The organism is Tessaracoccus sp. (assembly GCF_016714275.1).
Classification (GTDB): Bacteria; Actinomycetota; Actinomycetes; order Propionibacteriales; family Propionibacteriaceae; genus Arachnia.
Window position 1 is genome coordinate 541,236 of sequence record NZ_JADJNP010000002.1, and the last position, 19,636, is coordinate 560,871.

The following is a 19,636-nucleotide window of genomic DNA, read 5'->3' on the forward strand; positions in this document are numbered from 1 at the left end:
CGTGCGGCGGAGGATTCGGCTGACCGGCCGGGGCTTCACGCTGCTCGCCCTCGGACTGATGGCCTCGGTCGCCGCCGCCATCCTCGGCGAGCGCAGCTTGCTGTGGATCACGGGGGTACTCGTGCTGCTCCCCCTGCTCGCGCTGGCGCACCTGATGCTCGCACCGCCGCGAGTGTCGGCGCGAAGGGCAGCGGACCCGCCTCTTCTTCCGCTCGGCGAGACCGCTCGCGTCGTCGTCGAGCTGACCAACGAGTCGCCCGCGCAGCCCGCCGCGCTCCGATTCACCGACAAGGCGCCCGCGCCGCTCGGCGGTGGTGCCCAGTTCACGATCGCGCGCGGCTTCGGGCGATGGTCCCAGGCCGTCGGATACCGCGTGACGCCTACCCAGCGGGGACGGTTCGACGTCGGCCCGCTGACGGCGCGCGCCACCGACGCCCTCGCGCTGGCCCAGGTGTCCTTCACAGGCGCCGGCGCCCCCACCCAGCTGCGGGTGACTCCCCGCGTGTGGGCGCTCGACGGCCTCGCCGGCGGCGCGGGTCTCGGCGCGGCGGGCGACGCGACACCACAGCGGATCGGGCACGCCGGCAGCGACGACGTGCTGGTGCGCGAGCATCGCCACGGCGACGACATCCGCCGCGTGCACTGGAAGATGACGGCCAAGCAGGACGAGTTGATGGTCCGCCTCGAAGAGCATCCCTGGGACCCGTCCAGCACGCTGATCCTCGACAACCGCCTCTCCGCGCACATCGGAACGGGCGCGAACGGCTCGCTGGAGTGGGCCGTTTCCGCCGTGGCTTCGGTGGCGTCGCTGCTCTGCTCCGAGGGGAGCAGGCTGGCGATCATCGCCACCTCCGGACCGGTCTGCGACCCCGGACACACGCGCGGCGAGGCCGCACGGATGCTCGTCCTCGAAGCCCTGACCGACCTTCCCGCGTCGGGCAGGACCTGGCTGGGATCCGCCGTCGACGACGCAGAACTCCTCGCCTCGGCCGCCGCGATCGTGGCCGCGACCGGGCTGCTGAGCACCCGCGACGCTGCTGCGCTCGTGGCTGCCGGCGCCCGCGCCCGCAGCCGGGTGGCCCTCGTTCCGGATGCAGATGCCTGGGACGCGCCGTCGCCGGAGCATGCGTCGGCCTGCTCGCTCCTGCGCAACAGCGGGTGGACGGTCCAGCCGTACGCGCCGGGCAGTCCCATTCCCGACGTGTGGCGGGGGGTTGCCAGATGAGGTCATTCGCGCACCTGGCCGTCGGGCTCGCCGTCGGCCTCTCCCTCATCCCCCTGAGTCTCCTCGTCGAGGACCCCGCGGCCCCCGCCCGGCTCCTCATCCTGCTCGGCGTGGCCGCGACGCTCGGCGCGGCCCTCGCGGCGCTCGGGGTTTCCCGGCTCCTCGTGCTCCTCGCCCAGGCGGCTGGGCTGGCCGGCGTCCTCTATTGGGAGGGCCTCGGGCTCATGGGAACCGGCCATCAAGCCGGCTTCACCTGGCTGGTCACCGACGGCATGGCCGCCATCCGCACGGGAGCCGCACCGGTCGCAGGCACCCCTGGCCTCACCTGGCTCGTCCTCGTCCTCGCGGCCGTCCTCACGATCGCCGCCGAGGTCCTTGCGAACGCCCTTGAGCAGCCGGCCTGGACGATCGTGCCGCTCGTCGTCACGTTCGGCACCGCCAGCCTGCTGATCCGCCCGGACCTGCCCTGGCTGCACGCCCTCCCCGTCGTGGCCGGCTACGTGCTCGTCCTGCTCGCGGCGACACCGGTCGGGCGCGACGCCGCGGGAAGGCTGTCGCGGCGGCGCCAGTTCCAGGCCTCACGAGCCGTGACCGGCCTCGCGATGGGCGGACTGGCAGCGGTGCTGGCGTTCGTGCTCGCGCTCGCGGTCCCCATCGGCGACCCGCGGACATGGGGCGACGAGGGTCCGGACGGTCCCATCCAGCTGGGCGACCCGACGGTGCAGCTCGACCGCGACCTCCGCCGACCGGCCGACTCGAAGGTGCTCACCTACACGTCCAGCGACGGCCGGCCGCTGTACCTGCGCACCGTCGCGCTGCCGTTGCTGACCACCGGCGGCGCGAAGCTCGTCCCCATGGAGCTGCACCGCTCCGGGCTCGACCGGGCGCACGACTTCCCGGGCGAGCGTGTGGAGACGACCGTCACGATGTCGGCGTCGTCCGAGTACCTCCCCGCGCCCTTCGCGCCCACCGAGGTGCGTGCGGAGGGCACGTGGAGCTACGACTTGCAGACCCTCAGCATCGTCGCAACAGGCAAGGACCGCGCCAACCAGACAATCGGCCTCGACTACCGGGTGGTCTCCAACGTCCCGTCCGCGACGCGCGCGACCATCGCGGCGGCGGGCGCCGGGTCCGGGGCCGACCCGATGACCGTCGAGGTCCCCGACGGCCTCGACGAACGGGTCCGACAGCTCACCGCGGAGGTCACCGCCGAGACAACCACCGCGGGTGAGGCCGCGTTGGAGATTCAGCGCTTCCTGCGCTCCGAGGCCTTCGACTACTCCTTCTCCGCGCCGGCCTCCACGGGCATGGATGCGCTCAGCGCGTTCCTGCTCGACAGCCGCAAGGGATACTGCATCCACTTTGCGGGAGCGATGGTCACCATGGCCCGGATCGAGGGCATCCCGGCGCGGATGGCGATCGGGTTCACACCCGGCGATCTCCAGGACGACGGCAGCTACGAGGTCACGGCGCACGATGCGCACTCCTGGCCCGAGTTGTACCTCGACGGCCTCGGCTGGGTGCCTTTCGAGCCGACGCCCGCCTATGCAGGTAACCCGGCGGTCACGGACCCGGCCGGTCCTCGGCCGACCGACACGCCGTCGGCCACGCCCAGCGCCACCCCGACCGGCGAGCCCTCCGAGCAGCCCACAGCGGCCCCCACGCTCACCCCTACGGCGCCGACGACCCCGACGCCGGGCGGCGCGACCGACAGTGGGACGCCGCTCGGCTGGCTCCTCCCGCTCCTGCTGTTGCTCGCGCTGTGCGCGGCCCCCGCTGTCCTTCGCGTACTGCTGCGCAGGTCCCGGCTCCGGCACGGGCAACCGGCGGACGCGGCGGCCGACGCCGCGTGGCGGGAGGTGCGCGCCCTGTTCGCCGACTACCGCCTGACCTGGCCCGACGGCTCGCCGGGACCGGCCGCCGCCGCCGCCGCACCCTCGCTCCCTGCCCAGGGCGCGGCCGCTCTCGGCGCCGTCGCCGACACGGTGGAGCGCAGCCGCTACGCCCGCGACGAGACGGGCACGGCGCAGGTCGCCGCGCAGGTGAAGGCCCTCCGCGTGGCGGTCGACAGGGCCGCGGAACCGAGGACCCGTTTGCTTGCCCGCGTGCTTCCCCTATCGTTGCTCTCCCGGGTGGTTCCGGGTATTGCCGTCCGGCATAGAATGTCTGGTAAGTGAAGGGAGAAGCCATGGCGCTTTCTGAGCAGGAACGCAAGCTGCTCGAGCAGCTTGAGGCGTCCCTGATGGCAGAGGACCCCAAGCTGGCGGACACGCTGAGCGGCAACGCCGAGTTGCGCATCCATCGTCGCCGCGCCGCGCTGGCGGGGTTGGGCTTCGTCGTCGGCATCGCCGTCCTGCTGGGCGGCGTGCAGTTCCACCCGGCCGTCAGCGTCGTCGGCTTCCTTCTGATGCTCGGTGCCGCGTTGATCGGCATCAGCTCTTGGCGCCGCGCTGGCGACGATGACTCGGACGTCGGGCGGAGCCGTCCCACCCCTCCGCGCCCCACCACGGACCACGCGAGCGACTTCATGGAGCGCCTCGAGGAGCGCTGGCGTCGCCGTCAAGAGGGCGGGGACAAGGGCTGACCGGAGCCCTGACCGTATGGTGATCGTCCGCGGGGCGACGCTGTCCGCGATGGCGGCGGCCGCCCGTCTTTCGCGCCTGGGCCACGACGTGACCCTCGTCACGGAGGGCGAGACTCTCGGTGACGGCTGTTCCGACGACGGTCCCCTCCTCCTCCCCGCCGCTTGGCGGGACCTTTTCAAGAAGTCCGGCGCGCACCTGGTGACCGCGCTCAACGCCGAGGGTCTTGAACTGGTGTCCGCGCCGCCCGCCGAGCATCCCCTCCCCGACGGCACGACCTTCGCGTTGCCCTCCGAGCGCGGCGCCCAGTACCACGCCGTCGCCGCTGCGTTCGGAGCGGACGAGGCCGCCCGGTGGCGCGACCTCATCGACGACCTCGACGAGGTCTGGGCCGCGTTCCGCCGCCACGCCTTGGAGGGCACCGCGCCCGTCGAAACGGCGCCACAGCGGTCCGCGCTGTGGCTGGACCGGACCGTCGGCGAGATCGCCGACCGGCTGCGCGGACCGCTCGCCACGCGCGTGCTGGCGCTCGTTGAGGTTCCCGAAGCGCCGGCTCTGCTCGCGCTGCCGCTGTCGGTGGAACGAACGTTCGGCCGCTGGCAACTGACCGACGCGGAGGGAAAGCCCCAGCCATCGACACGCCTTGTCGGGCTGCTGGCCGAGCGCCTCGCCGAGCGCGGAGTCCGGATCGTCGACCAAGCCGAGAGCGCCGTCGACATCGACGCGGTTCCACCCGCGGGATGGCGTGCCCGCACCGCGTCGGCGGAGGACTGGCTGGGGCGGGTGCCCATCGTCGGAGCCGACGGCGTGCTGAGGGCATCGGGTGCTTCCCCCGCGGGTCCGGCGCCCTGGGCTCAGCTCGGCAGCGCCGCGCTGGCCGTCTACGCGCTGCACGAACGCCTCACCGGCGAGGACCCGCGCCCCACCAACAAGGAGTTCACGCTCCCGCGGCTGCCCCGAGGCTAGTCCGCCGGCCGCCGACGAAGCCTGCGCCAGAGGACGAGCCCAGCCACGACCGCCACCGCGCCGACGACCGCGAGATCCGGCACGCCGTCGGCGACACCGCGGAGCCACCCCTCGACCTTGGCCTGGGCAGAAGCATCGAGCAGTCCGCCCAGCGACGCCGTCGCATCCGAGACGAGGAATAGCACGCCGATGGCGATGAAGAGGGCGCCGGAGACGACCTGGAACCACGTGGTAGTGAAGGGGCCGACAGCGAGATGTCGCGGCCGAGCTCGCTCACCCGGCTTCAAGCGGTCCCACAGCCACGCGAGCACGAGCAACGGCACCACCATGCCCGCAGCGAAGACGGCAAGCAGGACCGCGCCGTAGCCAGGGCTACCGCCAACCGCGGCGACGGTCAGCACTGCTCCGAGCAGCGGCCCGGTGCAGGCACCGGCAAGGCCGTAGGTGACGCCGAGCAGCACGGCGCCGACGGCGGTGCGCGGGTCTCCGCGGCGCTCGACCCCAGGCACACGGAACGGCGCACCGAGCGCCTGAACGACCCCGAAGACGATCAAGATCAGGCCGCCGACGAGGGCGAGGGCTTCGCGATGCACCGTCACGAGCGAGCCGAGCGCGCCAGCGCCCAGCCCGAGCGGCACGAGGGCCACCAGCAGCCCCACATAGAAGAGGCCTGTGCGGCCGAGCAGCCTCCGCCGGTCGTCGCCGAACGCGTAAGCGAAGAAAGCGGGCAGCAGCAACGCGGCGCACGGGCTGAGAATGGCCGCCATGCCGCCGAGGAACGCCCCTCCGTAGCCGATCAGCATCAGGAATGCAGAGCGGCCTGCTCGGCGATGATCTGCTGGAACACCTTGAGCGGCTGCGCGCCGGCCACGAACTCGGTGCCGATCACGAACGCCGGCGTGCTGGAAAGGCCGAGTTGCTGCGCCTCCGCGGTGTCGGCCTTGACGGCTGCGGCGTGCGTGGGGTCGGCCCAGTCCTTCGTGAACTGATCGAGGTCGAGGCCGAGGTCGGTGACGATGCCATAGACGAGATCGTCGGGGATGTCCGGGTGCCCCTGGTTCGGCAGCGCGGCGAACAACGCGTGCTGGAACGCGAAATAGGCGCTCTGCTCGCCGGCGGCGCGGGCGGCGGTCGCGGCCTTGATCGACTCGTCTCCGAAGATCGCGAGGTCGCGGAACTCGACCCGCAAGGTCCCGTCGTCGATCAGGGGCTGGAGACCGGGAAGGGTCTCCTCCGCCCAGACCGAGCAGTAGGGGCACCGGTAGTCGGCCCACTCCGTCAGCACGACGGGGGCGTCGACGTCGCCTTTAGCCAGCGGATCGCTCGCCTCCCTGCGCGGCAGCGAGAGCAGGAACTCGGTGCGCGCAGCTTCCGCTTCGGGGTCCGCGGTCGATGTCGCGGGCGTGGATGCCGACGGCGCGGGCGCAGGCGCCGACGACCCGGCCTTCTGGGCCGCCTGTTGCTGCGAGAGGACAGCGAGCAGCGCCACGATGACCACGGCCATCGCCACCACCAGCCACTTCGTCGCGTCCATCCGGGAGGCCTGCTTCTCGGTCATGTGTCCTCACTCTGCCGTATGCCCCCACGGGTACCAAACCGGGGTCGAAAGAGCACCTTCCTGTGCGTTCGGCGACTAGAGGTTCCGCGGGTAGGTGGTGCCGTAGCGAGGACGTACTGGATGGATGACCTGGCAAGGCGAAGAACGAAACTGCCATTGGGCATGCCAGTGAGTTCGACAACGAAGCCAGGTCGCCATCCAGTGCGCCGCAGTAGGTGCCAGCTATCCGCGGGACCTCTGAGGGGCTAAACTTGATCGTCCGTCTGAAAACCGGGGGAACCGCAACCTTGACTACTTCGCGCTCCGAACAAGCCCGTGAGATCGCGCTGGAACAGGCCCACGTCGACCGCGTATACCTCTTCCTCGGCAGTGCGACGGCCAGCGCCAAGCAGCTCGCCCAGCAGGGGCGCGAGATCTTTCTCTCGGACCGCACCGACTTCCTCCGCGAGGAGGACAGCACCGCGCTGTTCGAGCGCGACGCGTTCGCCTACCAGGCCGCGCGCCGCCTGGCCACGCTCGACGCGGAACACGAGGGCCTCGTCTTCGGACGGATCGACCTGGCCGACCTGGAGACTCGCTACATCGGTCGCATCGGCGTACGCGACAACGAATACGAGCCGCTGGTGATCGACTGGCGCGCCCCCGCCGCCGAGCCGTTCTACCGCGCCACCCCCGCTACGCCCATGGACGTGGTCCGACGGCGCGTGCTGCGGTGCCGCGACGACAAGGTGATCGGCCTCGAAGACGATCTGCTCGACTCCACGGTCCCCACGGACCTCCCGATCGTCGGCGAGGGTGCACTCATGGCGTCGCTCAGCCGCGCGCGCGGCCGCACGATGCGCGACATCGTCGCCACCATCCAGGCCGAGCAGGACGAGGCCATCCGCGCGCCGTACCAGGGCGTGACGATCATCTCCGGCGGTCCGGGCACCGGCAAGACCGTCGTCGCGCTGCACCGCGCCGCGTACCTGCTCTACACGAACCGGGCGCGGCTGGAGAAGGGCGGCGTGCTCGTCGTCGGGCCGTCGTCGGTGTTCATGAACTACATCGAACGCGTGCTGCCGAGCCTCGGCGAGGACTCCGTGGCCCTGAAGGCGATCGGCGCGGTCGCCGGCGACGTGCTCGGCCTCACCAGCGAGCGGATCGACGAGGCCGCCGCGGCCACGGTCAAGGGGTCGCTCGGCATGCTGCGCGTGCTGCGGCGCCTCGTCCGCACCCCGCTGAGCGACGGCCCCGCGACCCGGCGCGTGCGCGTCACGGTCAAGGGCGAGGTGCTGGGCCTCGAGGGCCGTGAGTTGGACCGCATCCGCGACCAGGTGCTGTCGGCGACCAAGCTCAACCGGGGCCGGGGCATGGCGACCGACCTCGTCGCGCGGGCGCTCATCGCCAAGTTCCCCGACGACGTCGAGATCGAGCCTGGCGAGTTGTCGGCCTTCGTCCGCGAGCACCCCAACCTCACGCAGTTCCTGTCGGCCTGGTGGCCGGCGCTCACCGCGACCCAGGCGCTCGCCCGGCTGGCCGACCCCGCCGTCGTCGACCGGGTCGCTCCCGAGCTGAGCCGCGCGGACCGGGCCGCGCTCGTGGACTCGTACGCGTGGCTCGACCACGGCCAGGCCGACCTCGCGCGAGGATGGTCGGTCGCCGACGTCGCCCTGCTCGACGAGTTGGCCGCCATCCTCGGGCCCGCCCCGGAGGAGCGCGACCCCGAGATCGACCTCTTCCTGGAGAGCGGCGGCGTGGCGGAGGTGCTGACGACCGCCGACCTGCTGCGCCACGAGCGCGTCGTCGACCCCGACGACGACCCCCAGACGACCTACGCGCACATCCTGGTCGACGAGGGCCAGGACGTGACGCCCATGCAGTGGCGGATGCTGCGCCGCCGCGGACCGCAGTCGTCGTGGACCATCGTCGGCGACCCGGCGCAGAGCTCTTACCCCGACCAGGAGGAGACGACGCGCGCGCTCGACGAGTTGGTCGGCCGCGCGCCCCGCCGCACGTTCACTCTCAGCACCAACTACCGCTCCCCCAGCGAGGTGTTCGACTTCGCCGCGCGCGTCATCACGAAGGTGTTCCCAGACGCCGACCTCCCCCGCGCCGTGCGCACCACGGGCATCGAGCCGCTGCTCGCCTTCACCGACCGGGAGGGGTTCCACGACGCGCTGCGGGGCCATCTGCTGGAGTTGGCGGCGAAGGTCGGCGGCACCATCGGCGTGATCTGCCCGCCGTCGCTGAAGGCCGAGGTGCAGCTCTTCGCCATGCGCGACCCGCGCCTCGCCGCGTTCGAGGACCGGATCATCGTCGTCACCGCGCTGCAGGCAAAGGGCCTGGAGTACGACGGCGTGCTGGTCGTCTCTCCTGACGCCATAATCGCCGAGGCCCCGGGCGGCGCCCGCGTGCTCTACGTCGCGCTCACGCGCGCCACCCAGCAGATGGTGACGCTCGACGTCGACACCCAGGACTGGCGCGCGTTGCTCGCCTGACTGGACTGAACACAGCCTGCATGGGCAGAACCGGCATCGGCATCAGCGTGGTTGGAAAGTCAGCATGCTGACTTTGACGTACACGTTATTCGTCCTGGCCGCCGAGTCCGACGAACGGGTCGCTCGCCTCGAGCCTCCCGCTCGGCACCCGGAGCGTCCCGAGCTCGACGACATGGTGGCCGTACTTCCACCCGGGCACCCGCCCCGAGCGGAGCGCGAGCAGCTGCGAAGGTTCCATCGCGCGAGCCTACAGGCGTCATCCCACCCGACGAACAGTTGCGTCGACTTCTTGTACCTCCTTGTACATCAACGTACAATCTGACCATGACGACCATCAGTGTGAGCGACGCCCGCCGGACGCTCCCCGCCCAGATCGACCTCGTTCAGGCGGGAGAGCGGGTGGAGATCACCCGCCACGGCCAGATCGTCGCCGTGCTCGTTCATCCAAGCGTGCTCCGCTCGCCCCGAACCGCGGCACTGCAGGAGCGCGCCGAGCAGATTCGCGTCATGCTGGAGGAGGCCCGACGAAGGCCGCTCACGGAGGCGCACCTGGGTCCTGAGCGAACTGCTGAGCTGATCGAGGACATCTACGCCAATCGTCGGGCGCGATGAGCACCTGGACCGCGTTCGACTCGGACGTCCTCATCTATGCGGCCGATTTCCGAAACGTTCGGGGAACCCCGATCCGGGCGCTGTTCGAGGACACCCCAGTCGACGGCTTCGTCGGCTTCGGGTCCGTCCTCCTCCTCACGGAGACCCTGAGCAAGCCCCTGCGCACCGACCCCGGCTCCGTCGAGGCGGCGTCGCTGTTCGAGATGCTCAGCAGACTCGACCTCCGCCCGCTCGACGAGCCGACGGCGCGCACGGCGCTGGCGCTCGCGGTGACCTACGGCCTTCGCGCCGCGGACGCGGCACATCTCGCGACGGCGATCGAAGCCGGCGCCGACCGCTTCCTCACCAACAACCGGAAGGACTTCCCGAAGACGATCGCCGAGATCGACATCGTCTACCCCGAGGATCTCGCGTAGGTGCCACGCAGACTCAGCCCAGGTCCTCCAAGGCATCCCCAGGGGCTTCGCCAAGCTTGTCAACGCCGGACAGCAGCTCCTTGCGTTCGGCTGCTCCTCTATCCGTGCGGGTACGGTCCAGACGCTCGCTCAAGCTCGCACTTGCTTGAGATCCGAACTTCAAAAGCCGGTCGAACGAGTTGTCACCGAACTGCCTCGCGGCACCGACCCCGTCCGCACCCGCCGCGAGGGCCTGGTCCTTCACCTCGCCTACCGCCGCAGACCACCTCTTTGCCTCCAGCTCGCTTCGGCTCGACTCGATCCCCAGGCTCACGTGGAAGTCAGACACGCTTGAGGCGACATGGTTGCTTGAATTCACGACCTCGCGAGTAGCGACGGGGTGCAGCACGACCTTCACGTTGGATGCCACCGCTGCGGCCTGCATGCGCTCCAACAGCCCTCCCGTGCTCCGCGCGATGAGCGCCATCCGATTGTCGCGCGCGGTCCGCAGCCCCAGTCGGTGCTGATCCAGCTCTTCCGGGGAGGCATCCAACACTCGGTCGAGTTCCAGCACCGCAATCGCATCCTGGAGTTCAAAGCACCGGGCGAGCACCGCGAGCCACTCCCGGACAGTCACCGCGGCCTCCTTGGCAGACTTGGCAAGCTCACCGATCTTCGCCTTGCTCTCGACCTTCTCCGCGAGCGCATCGAGTTGCCGGAGGGAGTAGGCCTGGGTTCGCGCGATCGTCGCCGTCGTCGCCTGCACCTTCGACCACGTCACCTCCGACACCCGGCCCACCTGCTCGCGGATCGTCATCGCCTCTTCGATGAGGAAGTCGACCCCGATCATGTCCGCCAGCACGCCGTCCTTCTGGGCGCGTAGGACATCGTCGACTTTCTCTTCGATTGCCGCGAGATAGTCCTTGATCTCCTCCATGGCCTGCTGCATCGCGGCCTGAGCCATGAGTCCTGAGACACCCGCCAGCATCGCCGGGTTCCCGAGCAGATTCGGATTCCGCACGAACTGGAGGTTCTTGGCGAACTGACCGTTGGGCGCTCGCAGGGTTGCCTGGACGTACTTACCTCCCGAGCGATCAACCATGGGGAGCAGTTGTGCAGCAAACGCAGACTCCTCCGTCAGCTTCATCCACCTGCCGGAGTTGGCTGCGAACTCGGACCCTGCCTGCGCAAGCGTAGATCCCGTGCTGAGTGCGGGGGAAAGGCGGCTCAAGTCCAGCTCTCTCGACTGCGCCACCTCGTAGGAGACGAGGAAGCGCTCGACGGCGGTCGAGTGCCCGATGATCGCCACACCATCGCCGTCACCAATGATCTGAACCTCGTCGCTCATTACCCCGTCCTATCCCTGGATTTGCGTGGCAAGACTACCGAAAATCCATGTATATAGGGTCGTTTACTCAGGGTCTCATGTTGATGATCGAACGGTGGCTTGGGATGTGGAGACTGCGCGTGCGTTCGGTGCGAACGTACGCACGCATCGCCAAGCACGGCGCCTGTCTCAGGAGGGGCTCGCCTACCGCGCGGGTATCACCAAGAATCAGGTACAGCTGATCGAGGCGGGCCGGGCTCAACGCGCGAGAGACCGGGCCTATCTCGAATCCTCGCATGAAGACGCTCTTCGACCATGCGTCCGCGCTGGGCGTCACGGCGGCGGAACTGATGACCGACATCGCCGACGATTAGCGTGGCTGCAAACGTTCGTCCATGCCGTTTGAGGCTGACCAGCAGCCCAGACCTGTCGGGATCACGGTTGACGCGCCCAGCGGAAGCCGACGCTTGCAGTCCTGAGAGAGTTGTCGGGCGGCGCTTCGAGGAAAGCCCGCACCGCGCGCGTCGGCGAACGTGAACGCCGCCCGGGCGCTCCACGCGCCGCCCGGCAACTCTCTCAGGACTGCCCACACAGACCGGGGAACAGTCCACGAACCGGGTGCCAGGCCTTTCGAGGCGCGCCTGCGTCGCTGCGCTCCTTGGGGCGCGGCTCAACGAGCGATGGGCGGCTCAACGGGCGCGAGTTGCGCGGAGGGCGGTAAGGACCTCGCGAGTGGCCTTCGAGCGGTTCTGGGTGAAGAACTGGATGCCGGGGGCTCCGGCGGCGATCAGGTCGCGGCACATGGCCACGGCATGTGCGAGGCCGATCTCTCGCACCTCCTCCTTCGAGCCCGCGGCGCGGAGGCGTGCGACGAAGTCGTCGGGTAGCGGGCGACCGGACAGCTCGGCGAAGCGCTCGATCTGCGTGATGACCGTCAGGGGCATGATCCCGGGGATGATCGGTATGGCGCAGCCCAGCGCGCGCATCCGCGCCAGCAGCTCGGTGTAACGCTCGGCGTCGTAGAACAACTGCGTGATGGCGAACTCCGCGCCGGCCTCGACCTTGTCGACGAGGATCCGGGCGTCGAGGTCCGCGTCGTCGCTCGTCTCGTGCGGGTTCGGGAAGGCGGCGACGCCGACGCAGAAGTCGCCCTGCTCCTTGACGAAGCGCACGAGCTCGGTGGCGTTGGCGAGGCCGTCGGGGTGGCTCTGCCACTCCCCTCCGCCGGGCATGTCGCCGCGGACGGCGAGGATGTTGGTCACGCCCGCCTCGCGGTATGCGGCGAGCGCCTCAGCGATGTCCGCCTTCGACTGGTCGACACACGTCAGATGGCCCACCGTGAGCGGTCCACCCGACGAGGCGATCCTGCGCGTCGCCGCCACGGTCCTGTCCCGGCGCGACCCGTTCGCCCCATACGTGACCGACACGAACGCGGGATCGTGCGGGGTGAGCGCCTCGACGGCGGCCCAGAGGACGGGCTCTTCCTCCTCGGAGCGGGGCGGGAAGAACTCGAACGAGAACAAGGGCCCAGCCGCCGAGGCGAGAAGCTCGCCGACGGTAGCCGGGCGCGTGAGCGGTTGGGGCATGGGGCGAACCCTATCCGGCCCCACCTTTCACACGCTCGACTAAGCTGCCTCCGTGAGACCGCTCGACCCCGCCTCCCCGCTCAGCCAGGAGTTCCTTTTCGCGGTCAGCGAGACCCTCTCCACCTTCCTCGCCGCGAAGACACCGCTGCTTGAGGCCGTCGGCGCCACCGACCTGCTGCCCGTCGCCCGCGAGTACGTCGGCGCTGGCAAGCGGCTGCGGCCCGCGTTCTGCTACTGGGGGCACGTCGCCGCCGGCGGTCAGCCGGACGACGACACAGCTCTGCTCGCCGTCGCCTCCTCTCTCGACCTATTGCACACGAGCGCGCTCGTCCACGACGACCTGATCGACGCCGCCGACACCCGCCGCGGCGTCCCCTCCGCCCACCGGCGCTTCGAGGCGCTGCACGCCGCCCGCGCGGGCCGGGGATCGGCATCGGAGTTCGGGGCGTCGTCGGCCATCCTCCTGGGCGACCTCCTGCTCATGTGGAGCATCGAGCTGGCCGACGGCTCGGGCGCGGCCAGGCTCGGCTCCGCGCTCCCCCTGCTGGCCGCCATGCGCGCGGAGGTGACGGCCGGGCAGTTTCTCGACGTCAGCGCCCAGTACGGCGTGACCGGCGCGTCCGGCTACGCCGAGGAGCTCGACGTGGCGCGCCGCGTGCTGGAGTACAAGTCCGCCAGCTACTCGGTGCGGCGGCCCGCACAGGTCGGCGCGGCGCTCGGCGGTGCCGACGACGACCTCCTCGCGGCGCTGGGCGACTTCGGCTCGCGCATCGGCCGGGCCTTCCAACTGCGCGACGACGTGCTCGGCGTCTACGGCGACCCCGCCGTCACCGGCAAGCCGTACGGCGGCGACATCCAGGAGGGCAAGCGGACGGTGCTCGTCCTGACGGCGCTCGCGTCGGCGGAGCCCGCGGCGGCCGCCGAGCTGGACGCTCTGTTGGGCACCCCCGGCCTGACCGATGCGGACGTCGACCGCGCCGCGGCGCTGATCGAGGCCAGCGGGGCGCGCGCCCACGTCGAGCGGCTGATCGACGAGCGCACCGACGAGGCGCTCGCGCTTCTCGAGGCGGCTCGGATGACGCGGGAGGGTCGCGCGGCGCTCGCCCGCCTCGCCGAGATGAGCGTCCGGCGTGCCAGCTGAGCCTCGATCCACCGGTGGGCGCGGTAGCGAGCAGCACCAGACGGGTGCAATGGCAAGCCCTGGACGCGAAGGCATACCGGAACGTCTGTTGAGCGGTCAAGGCGAAGCCAGTGTGCCTGGATGGGGACGCGCAGTAGGCGCAGATCGGTGGATCGAGGCTGAACTCACCGGGCTCACCTCGGCGGAGGTTCGCGACCGGATCGAGCGCGACCTCGTCAACCGCCTGCCTTCCCGTTCCGGCCGCTCCACCGCCGACATCGTCCGCGCGAACGTCTTCACGCGCGTCAACCTCATCCTCTTCGTCCTCTTCTGCTGCGTCCTCGTCACGGGGCACGTGCTGCAGGGCGCTTTCGGGCTGCTGATCATCGCGAACTCGGTCATCGGCATCGTGCAGGAGCTGCGCGCGAAGCGGACGCTGGACAATCTCGCCGTCGTCGGCGAGGCGCATCCGACGGTGATCCGTGACGGGCACAGGCACCAGATCGTGCGCGACGCCGTCGTTCTCGACGACCTCATAGCCGTCGGCCCCGGCGACCAGATCGTGGTCGATGGGGCGATGGTGGCCGCCGACTACCTGGAGGTCGACGAGTCGCTGCTGACCGGCGAGGCCGACCCGGTCACGAAGGCGCCCGGCGACGGCGTCCTCTCGGGCTCGTACGTGCTGTCCGGCACCGGCATCTACCGCGCGGAGAAGGTGGGCTCCGACGCCTACGCGGCGCAGCTCACCGCCCAGGCCGCGAAGTTCACGCTCGTCAGCTCCGAGTTACGGCAGGGCATCGACCGGATCCTGCGCGTCGTCGGCTACCTGCTGATTCCCGTCGGGCTGCTCAACATCTACGTACAGTTCAGCCAGCCGGACACCGACTGGCGGACGTCCGTGCTGCGGGCCACCGCGGCGCTCGTTCCGATGGTGCCCGAGGGGCTGGTCCTGCTGACGTCGATGGCCTTCGCGCTGGGCGTGATCCGGCTCGGCCGCCGCAACTGCCTCGTGCAGGAGCTTCCCGCCATCGAGGGGCTTGCGCGCGTCAGCGTCGTCTGCGCGGACAAGACGGGCACGCTGACGCAGCACGCCATGACGCTCGGCACGGTGGTCCCGCTCGGGGTGCCGCGCGGGAGGATCGACGAGGTGCTGAGCCAGCTCGTCGCCGCCGACCCCGCGCCCAACGCGTCGATGCGCGCTATCGGCGGCCACATACCTGCTCCGGTCGAACCCTGGGAGGTGCGGGCGCGAGCGCCGTTCACCTCGGCCAAGAAGTGGTCCGGCGTCACGTTCGCGCGCGAGGGCAGTTGGCTGATCGGCGCCGCCGACATCCTCGCCGACGCGGATGTCGCCGCCCGCGCGGAACGCATCGGGTCCACGGGGCGCCGCGTTCTGTTGCTCGCCACCACGCACACCGTCGTCGACGATCCCGGGGCGCCCGGAATGATCACGCCCGCCGCGTTGCTGGTCCTCGACCAGGTGCAGCGGCCCGACGCCGCGGAGACCCTCGCCTATTTCCAGGAACAGCAGGTGGCCGTGAAGGTCATCTCCGGCGACAACGCGGCCTCGGTCGGTGCTGTCACGCGCGCGCTGGGCGTGCCCATCGGTGGCGCCGTCGACGCCCGCACCCTTCCCGACGGCGACGCCTTCGTCGACGCCGTGAACGACGGCGACGTCTTCGGCCGCGTCACACCCGAACAGAAGCGGGCGATGGTGGGCGCGCTGCAGGCCCGCGGGCACCACGTCGCGATGACCGGCGACGGCGTCAACGACGTCCTCGCGCTGAAGGACGCGGACCTGGGCGTCGCGATGGGCTCCGGCGCGGCCGCCACCCGCGCCGTCGCCCAGATCGTGCTGCTGGACGACAAGTTCGCAACACTTCCCTACGTGGTCGCCGAGGGGCGGCGCGTGATCGGCAACATCGAACGAGTCGCGAAGCTTTTTCTCACCAAGACCGTCTACGCGGTCACGCTGGCGCTAGCCATCGGCCTGCTGCACCTGCCGAACCCGTTCCTCCCGTTGCAGATGACGATCGTGGGGTGGTTCACCATCGGCATTCCCGCGTTCCTGATGAGTCTCGCGCCGAACAGGGAGCGCGCGCGGCCCGGCTTCGTTGCCCGAACCCTCGCCGTCGCGGTGCCAGGCGGGCTGATCGTCGCGACGGCCGCCCTCACCACCTACCTCGCGACGCGGGGAGGCCTCGCCGACATCCCGCATGACGTCCAGGTGCAGGCCTCCACGGCTACCTTGATCGCCCTCATCATGTCGGCGACGTGGGTACTTTCGGTCGTCGCGCGCCCGTACGTGTGGTGGCGGCTGGCGCTCGTGGCATTCGCCTACGGCTTCTACTTCCTGGTGTTCGCGATACCCGCGTTCCGCGGCCCTCTCGTGCTCGATGTCTCGGACCCGGCGACCGTGACGTTCGGCGTCGTCATCGGTCTCGTTGCCGCGGCCGCCGTCGAGGCGACGTGGTGGATCACGGCCAGGATTCGTGGCGAGCGGCCGATCGTGTGGGAGAATCGTCGCGCAGACGGGCTCACACGGCCTCCTTCCCCGACCGTGCATGGAGTGGCATGAACAGCACTTTCGACCCGTTGGTCGGCCAGGTGCTCGACGGCCGCTACGAGATCGTGGCGAAGATCGCGCGCGGCGGCATGGCCACGGTGTACCGCGCTCGCGACCTGCGGCTCTCGCGCCAGGTCGCGATAAAGGTGATGCGCAGCGACCTCGGCGAGGACGACGAGTTCGCGGCCAAGTTCGATCGCGAGGCGCGCGCCGCCGCCGTCCTCAGCCATCCCAACGTCGTCAGCATCTTCGACCAGGGCACCTCCGACGGGAAGCCCTACATCGTCATGGAGTTCATCGACGGCGAGACCCTCCGCAAGGTCATCTCGCGGGAGGCGCCGATGTCGCCGGAGCGTGCCCTCGACGTGTTCGAGCAGGTCGCCGCCGCGCTCGCCGCCGCACACGAGGCAGGCGTCGTCCATCGCGACATCAAGCCGGAGAACGTGCTGATCGCGGAGCGCGGCCAGATCAAGGTCGCCGACTTCGGGCTGGCTCGGCAGGTCGGCTCACCGCAGATGACGGCCACCGGTGTGCTGGTCGGCACCGCGAGCTATCTTCCCCCGGAGTTGGTGACGCATTCGCGGCCCGACGGCCGCAGCGACGTCTACTCGGCGGGCGTCGTGCTGTTCGAGTTGCTGACCGGCAAGAAGCCGCACACGGGCGAGAACAACTACCAGATCGCCTACCGGCACGTGAATGTCGACATCGAGAAGCCGTCGGAGCGGCTCGCGGAGATCGGCCACGCCGCCGACTGGCCCATCCCGGACTACATCGACACCCTCGTCCTCGCCGCGACCGCCCGCGATCCGCGCGCGCGGATCGTCGACGGTCGCGAGCTACTGACCGCCGTGCGCCGCGCCAAGTTGGAGTTGGCACGCGGCGGCGGCCGCGACAACCCGGCGCTTGCTGCCGCGCTGCTGCCCGACTCCCCACCGGAGGAGGACACGCAGCCCGTCCGCCCGCGGACCGGGGATCGCCCCCGCCCCGCCTCGGGACCCACACCCGACACGGTGATCGTCAGCCAGGAGCAGTGGCGGGCGGCCGTGCCGTCGGCCACGCCCATCCCCGCGCCGGAGGCCGTCCCGGTCTCGCCGAGGTCGCCGTCGTCTGACCAGCCGCGCAGCCAGCGCACGCCCGTCTTCCCGCAGCTGCACGTCTCGCAGGACCCGGTGCATCGCCGTCGGCGCGGAGCGATCCTGCTGGCGCTGGTGATCCTGGTGACCGCCGGCCTCGGCGTCGGCTCCTGGTGGTGGACAGCGGGCCGGTACACGACGGTGCCGCCGCTGGCCGCGATGAACGAGGTCAAGGCGCAGGAGGCCGCGGCCGCCAACGCGATCAAGCTGGTGCTCTCCGAGGCGTACTCCGAGACCGTGCCACAGGGCCAGGTGATCAGCACCGACCCCGGCCCCGGCGACCGCGTGCTCCGCAACTCGCAGGTTGAGGTCGTGATGTCGCGCGGCCCGGAGCGCTACCCCATGCCGCGGGTCATCGGGTTGATGCAGGAGGCCGCCGAGAAGGCCATCGTCGACGGCAGGATGGTCGTCGGGAAGGTGACGCAGGCGTGGTCGGAGACCAAACCGATCGGCGAGGTGCTCAAGGCTTCGGAGAAGGAGGACACGCCGCTCAAGAAGGGCACCGCCGTCGACCTCACCGTGTCGAAGGGCCCCAAGCCCATCCGGTTCCCGGACCTCGTGGACGCTCCTGCGGCCGACGCCACCAAGCAGTTAGAGGAGCTGGGCTTCGAGGTGAAGTCGACGGAGGAGCACTCGTCGTCGGTGGAGAAGGGCCGCGTCATCCGGCAGGACCCCAAGACCGGCGAGGGCAAGAAGGGTGACATCGTCAACATCGTCGTCTCGCTGGGACCCGAGATGATCAAGATCCCCACCGTGCGACTGAAGCCGTCGGACGAGGCGGTGAAGCTGCTCGAGGACGCGGGCTTCAAGGTGGAGATCGAGCGCAACTCCGACTTCCCCATCCCCCTCGACCTCGCGTCGGGCACCAACCCGGCAGAGGGCAAGGAAGCGCCCAAGGGCTCCACCGTCATCCTCTACGTGACCTGACCCCCGCCCCGCGCCTGTCGCCTGAGACACTGGAACGACTGAGATGAAGGAGCCATCGTCTTGTCCACTCTCCTAATACTGTTCGTTGTCCTGCTCGGCCTCGCCGCTGCCGGCTTGGTCGTCTGGGCCATCTTCCGGCACCGCTACGTCTCCGCGCTCGAGGCAAAGGGGTGGCGCTTCCTGAGCTCTCCGGACATCAGCATCACGCACGGCCTCAACGTCGCGCCGTTCGGCGTCGGCTTCGACCGCTCGGTCAAGGACCAGGTCGTCGGCACCACCAGTGACGGGACGCCGTTCGCGTCGTTCGAGTACCGCTCCGACGGCTGGCGCGGGGTCGTGGCTGTGGTTCCGCTCCCCCATTCGATGCCGCCGGCCGCGCTGACCTCGACCTTCGCGACGGGCGCGCAGCGGATCCAGGTCGACCACGCGTCGCTCGTGATGCTGGGCGCCCGCAAAGACGCCAACGAGTTGCAGGCCGACGTCGACGCCCTCGCCCAAGCGCGGCGCGAGCTGTTGGCGTCGTCACATGCGCAGCTCACCGGCCCGCCGCCACCCACGCATCTGGCTTTCCAGGACCATCCGGACTGGACCTACATCCCCCGGGACGACAGGTACCTGGACCTCGTCGACCACAACGAAGGCGGGTCCAGTCATGAGGCCGTCAACATCATCACCGGCGACGGCGGGGGCGTCCCGTTCGTGCGACTGACCCACAAGTGGACGACGACGAGCACTTCAACCGATTCCGAGGGCCGCACGACGACGCAGACGCAGCACCACACAGAGGACCTGTGCGAGTTCCGCACCACGTTCCCATTCGGCGACATCTCGTGCAACTGGGGCCTTTTCGGCCGCTCGCAGCGCTTCGAGTGGGAGGAGTTCAACAAGCGCGTCCGGGTGAATGCCCGTGATCAGAAGTTCGCCTCCGATGTCATCCATCAGCGCCAGATGGAGTTCCTGTTGCGGGCCGGTGCGCCGTCGTTCCAGATCTCCCAGGGCCGCATTCAGGTAGGCGGCAGCAACGACTGGATGCCCGACGACATCGACCTCGCCCTCCGCTTCCTCCATGGCTTCTTCGGGCGCGTGCCGGACTTCGTCTGGCAGAACCTGCGCGCCTGGCCGCGCCCGATCGCGGAGATCGAACCCGCGGGATAACCGC

Annotated in this window: 17 protein-coding genes; 12 read left to right on the top strand and 5 right to left on the bottom strand. The window is 70.2% G+C overall.

Annotation, left to right across the window (positions count from 1 at the left end; translation table 11 throughout):
* Window position 1 precedes the first annotated feature (1 nt).
* Genes IPJ61_RS11170 through IPJ61_RS11185 form a run of 4 tightly spaced genes read left to right on the top strand, consistent with a single transcriptional unit; the run spans window position 2 to window position 4,773 of the window.
* On the top strand, window positions 2-1,225 hold the full coding sequence (locus IPJ61_RS11170; RefSeq protein ID WP_297107072.1) for a DUF58 domain-containing protein: 1,224 nt from the start codon (window positions 2-4) through the stop codon (window positions 1,223-1,225).
* Window positions 1,222-3,402, top strand: a complete 2,181-nt coding sequence (locus IPJ61_RS11175; protein ID WP_297107075.1) for a transglutaminase family protein — start codon at window positions 1,222-1,224, stop codon at window positions 3,400-3,402. Before IPJ61_RS11170 ends, IPJ61_RS11175 begins: the two co-directional genes overlap by 4 nt.
* 11 nt (window positions 3,403-3,413) lie before the next feature.
* Entirely contained in the window at window positions 3,414-3,809 is a 396-nt protein-coding gene (locus IPJ61_RS11180; protein WP_297107077.1) for a DUF3040 domain-containing protein, read from the top strand.
* 16 nt (window positions 3,810-3,825) lie between these two features.
* A complete protein-coding gene (locus tag IPJ61_RS11185) occupies window positions 3,826-4,773 on the top strand; it encodes a hypothetical protein (RefSeq protein WP_297107079.1) in 948 nt (315 codons plus the stop codon).
* Here IPJ61_RS11185 and IPJ61_RS11190 read toward each other — a convergent pair.
* Together IPJ61_RS11190 and IPJ61_RS11195 are read right to left on the bottom strand one after the other, a co-directional pair.
* Window positions 4,770-5,576, bottom strand: coding sequence for a cytochrome c biogenesis CcdA family protein (locus tag IPJ61_RS11190; protein ID WP_297107080.1), 807 nt, complete (start codon window positions 5,574-5,576; stop codon window positions 4,770-4,772). The genes IPJ61_RS11185 and IPJ61_RS11190 overlap by 4 nt on opposite strands.
* Entirely contained in the window at window positions 5,576-6,331 is a 756-nt protein-coding gene (locus IPJ61_RS11195) for a DsbA family protein (protein ID WP_297107083.1), read from the bottom strand. The genes IPJ61_RS11190 and IPJ61_RS11195 overlap by 1 nt, the downstream gene beginning before the upstream one ends.
* A gap of 287 nt (window positions 6,332-6,618) precedes the next feature.
* On the opposite strand from IPJ61_RS11195, the gene IPJ61_RS11200 reads away from it, so the two are divergent.
* Window positions 6,619-8,811, top strand: a complete 2,193-nt coding sequence (locus IPJ61_RS11200) for a HelD family protein (protein WP_297107086.1) — start codon at window positions 6,619-6,621, stop codon at window positions 8,809-8,811.
* A gap of 85 nt (window positions 8,812-8,896) precedes the next feature.
* On the opposite strand, the gene IPJ61_RS11205 is transcribed toward IPJ61_RS11200, so the two are convergent.
* Window positions 8,897-9,049 (bottom strand): hypothetical protein, encoded by a 153-nt coding sequence (locus tag IPJ61_RS11205; RefSeq protein WP_297107089.1) that lies wholly within the window; start codon window positions 9,047-9,049, stop codon window positions 8,897-8,899.
* An 86-nt stretch (window positions 9,050-9,135) separates the two neighbouring features.
* On the opposite strand from IPJ61_RS11205, the gene IPJ61_RS11210 reads away from it, so the two are divergent.
* Together IPJ61_RS11210 and IPJ61_RS11215 are read left to right on the top strand one after the other, a co-directional pair.
* Window positions 9,136-9,423 (top strand): type II toxin-antitoxin system Phd/YefM family antitoxin, encoded by a 288-nt coding sequence (locus tag IPJ61_RS11210; RefSeq protein ID WP_297107092.1) that lies wholly within the window; start codon window positions 9,136-9,138, stop codon window positions 9,421-9,423.
* The gene (locus IPJ61_RS11215) at window positions 9,420-9,839 is read left to right on the top strand and encodes a type II toxin-antitoxin system VapC family toxin (protein ID WP_297107096.1); all 420 of its coding nucleotides are present in this window, start codon (window positions 9,420-9,422) and stop codon (window positions 9,837-9,839) included. The genes IPJ61_RS11210 and IPJ61_RS11215 overlap by 4 nt, the downstream gene beginning before the upstream one ends.
* Window positions 9,840-9,852: 13 nt before the next feature.
* On the opposite strand, the gene IPJ61_RS11220 is transcribed toward IPJ61_RS11215, so the two are convergent.
* Complete coding sequence (locus tag IPJ61_RS11220; RefSeq protein ID WP_297107098.1) at window positions 9,853-11,166, bottom strand: hypothetical protein; 1,314 nt, start codon at window positions 11,164-11,166, stop codon at window positions 9,853-9,855.
* Between the two features lie 106 nt (window positions 11,167-11,272).
* Here IPJ61_RS11220 and IPJ61_RS22185 point away from each other — a divergent pair, with 106 nt between their 5' ends.
* Entirely contained in the window at window positions 11,273-11,551 is a 279-nt protein-coding gene (locus IPJ61_RS22185; protein ID WP_366505628.1) for a helix-turn-helix domain-containing protein, read from the top strand.
* Window positions 11,552-11,834: 283 nt separating this feature from the next.
* Here IPJ61_RS22185 and IPJ61_RS11225 read toward each other — a convergent pair whose 3' ends face one another.
* Window positions 11,835-12,731, bottom strand: coding sequence for a methylenetetrahydrofolate reductase (locus IPJ61_RS11225; protein WP_297107100.1), 897 nt, complete (start codon window positions 12,729-12,731; stop codon window positions 11,835-11,837).
* A 52-nt stretch (window positions 12,732-12,783) separates the two neighbouring features.
* On the opposite strand from IPJ61_RS11225, the gene IPJ61_RS11230 reads away from it, so the two are divergent.
* The 4 genes from IPJ61_RS11230 to IPJ61_RS11245 all read left to right on the top strand — a co-directional run bounded on the left by IPJ61_RS11230 (window position 12,784) and on the right by IPJ61_RS11245 (window position 19,632).
* Window positions 12,784-13,872 carry a polyprenyl synthetase family protein gene (locus tag IPJ61_RS11230; RefSeq protein ID WP_297107103.1) on the top strand — a complete coding sequence of 363 codons (1,089 nt, stop codon included), beginning with the start codon at window positions 12,784-12,786 and terminating at the stop codon, window positions 13,870-13,872.
* Window positions 13,873-13,984: 112 nt separating this feature from the next.
* Window positions 13,985-16,429 carry an HAD-IC family P-type ATPase gene (locus IPJ61_RS11235; RefSeq protein WP_297107107.1) on the top strand — a complete coding sequence of 815 codons (2,445 nt, stop codon included), beginning with the start codon at window positions 13,985-13,987 and terminating at the stop codon, window positions 16,427-16,429.
* Window positions 16,426-18,477 (top strand): Stk1 family PASTA domain-containing Ser/Thr kinase, encoded by a 2,052-nt coding sequence (pknB, locus tag IPJ61_RS11240; RefSeq protein ID WP_297107110.1) that lies wholly within the window; start codon window positions 16,426-16,428, stop codon window positions 18,475-18,477. Before IPJ61_RS11235 ends, pknB begins: the two co-directional genes overlap by 4 nt.
* A 60-nt stretch (window positions 18,478-18,537) precedes the next feature.
* Window positions 18,538-19,632: a hypothetical protein gene (locus IPJ61_RS11245; RefSeq protein ID WP_297107113.1), complete on the top strand. Its 1,095-nt coding sequence runs from the start codon at window positions 18,538-18,540 to the stop codon at window positions 19,630-19,632.
* The last annotated feature ends 4 nt before the right edge of the window (window positions 19,633-19,636 follow it).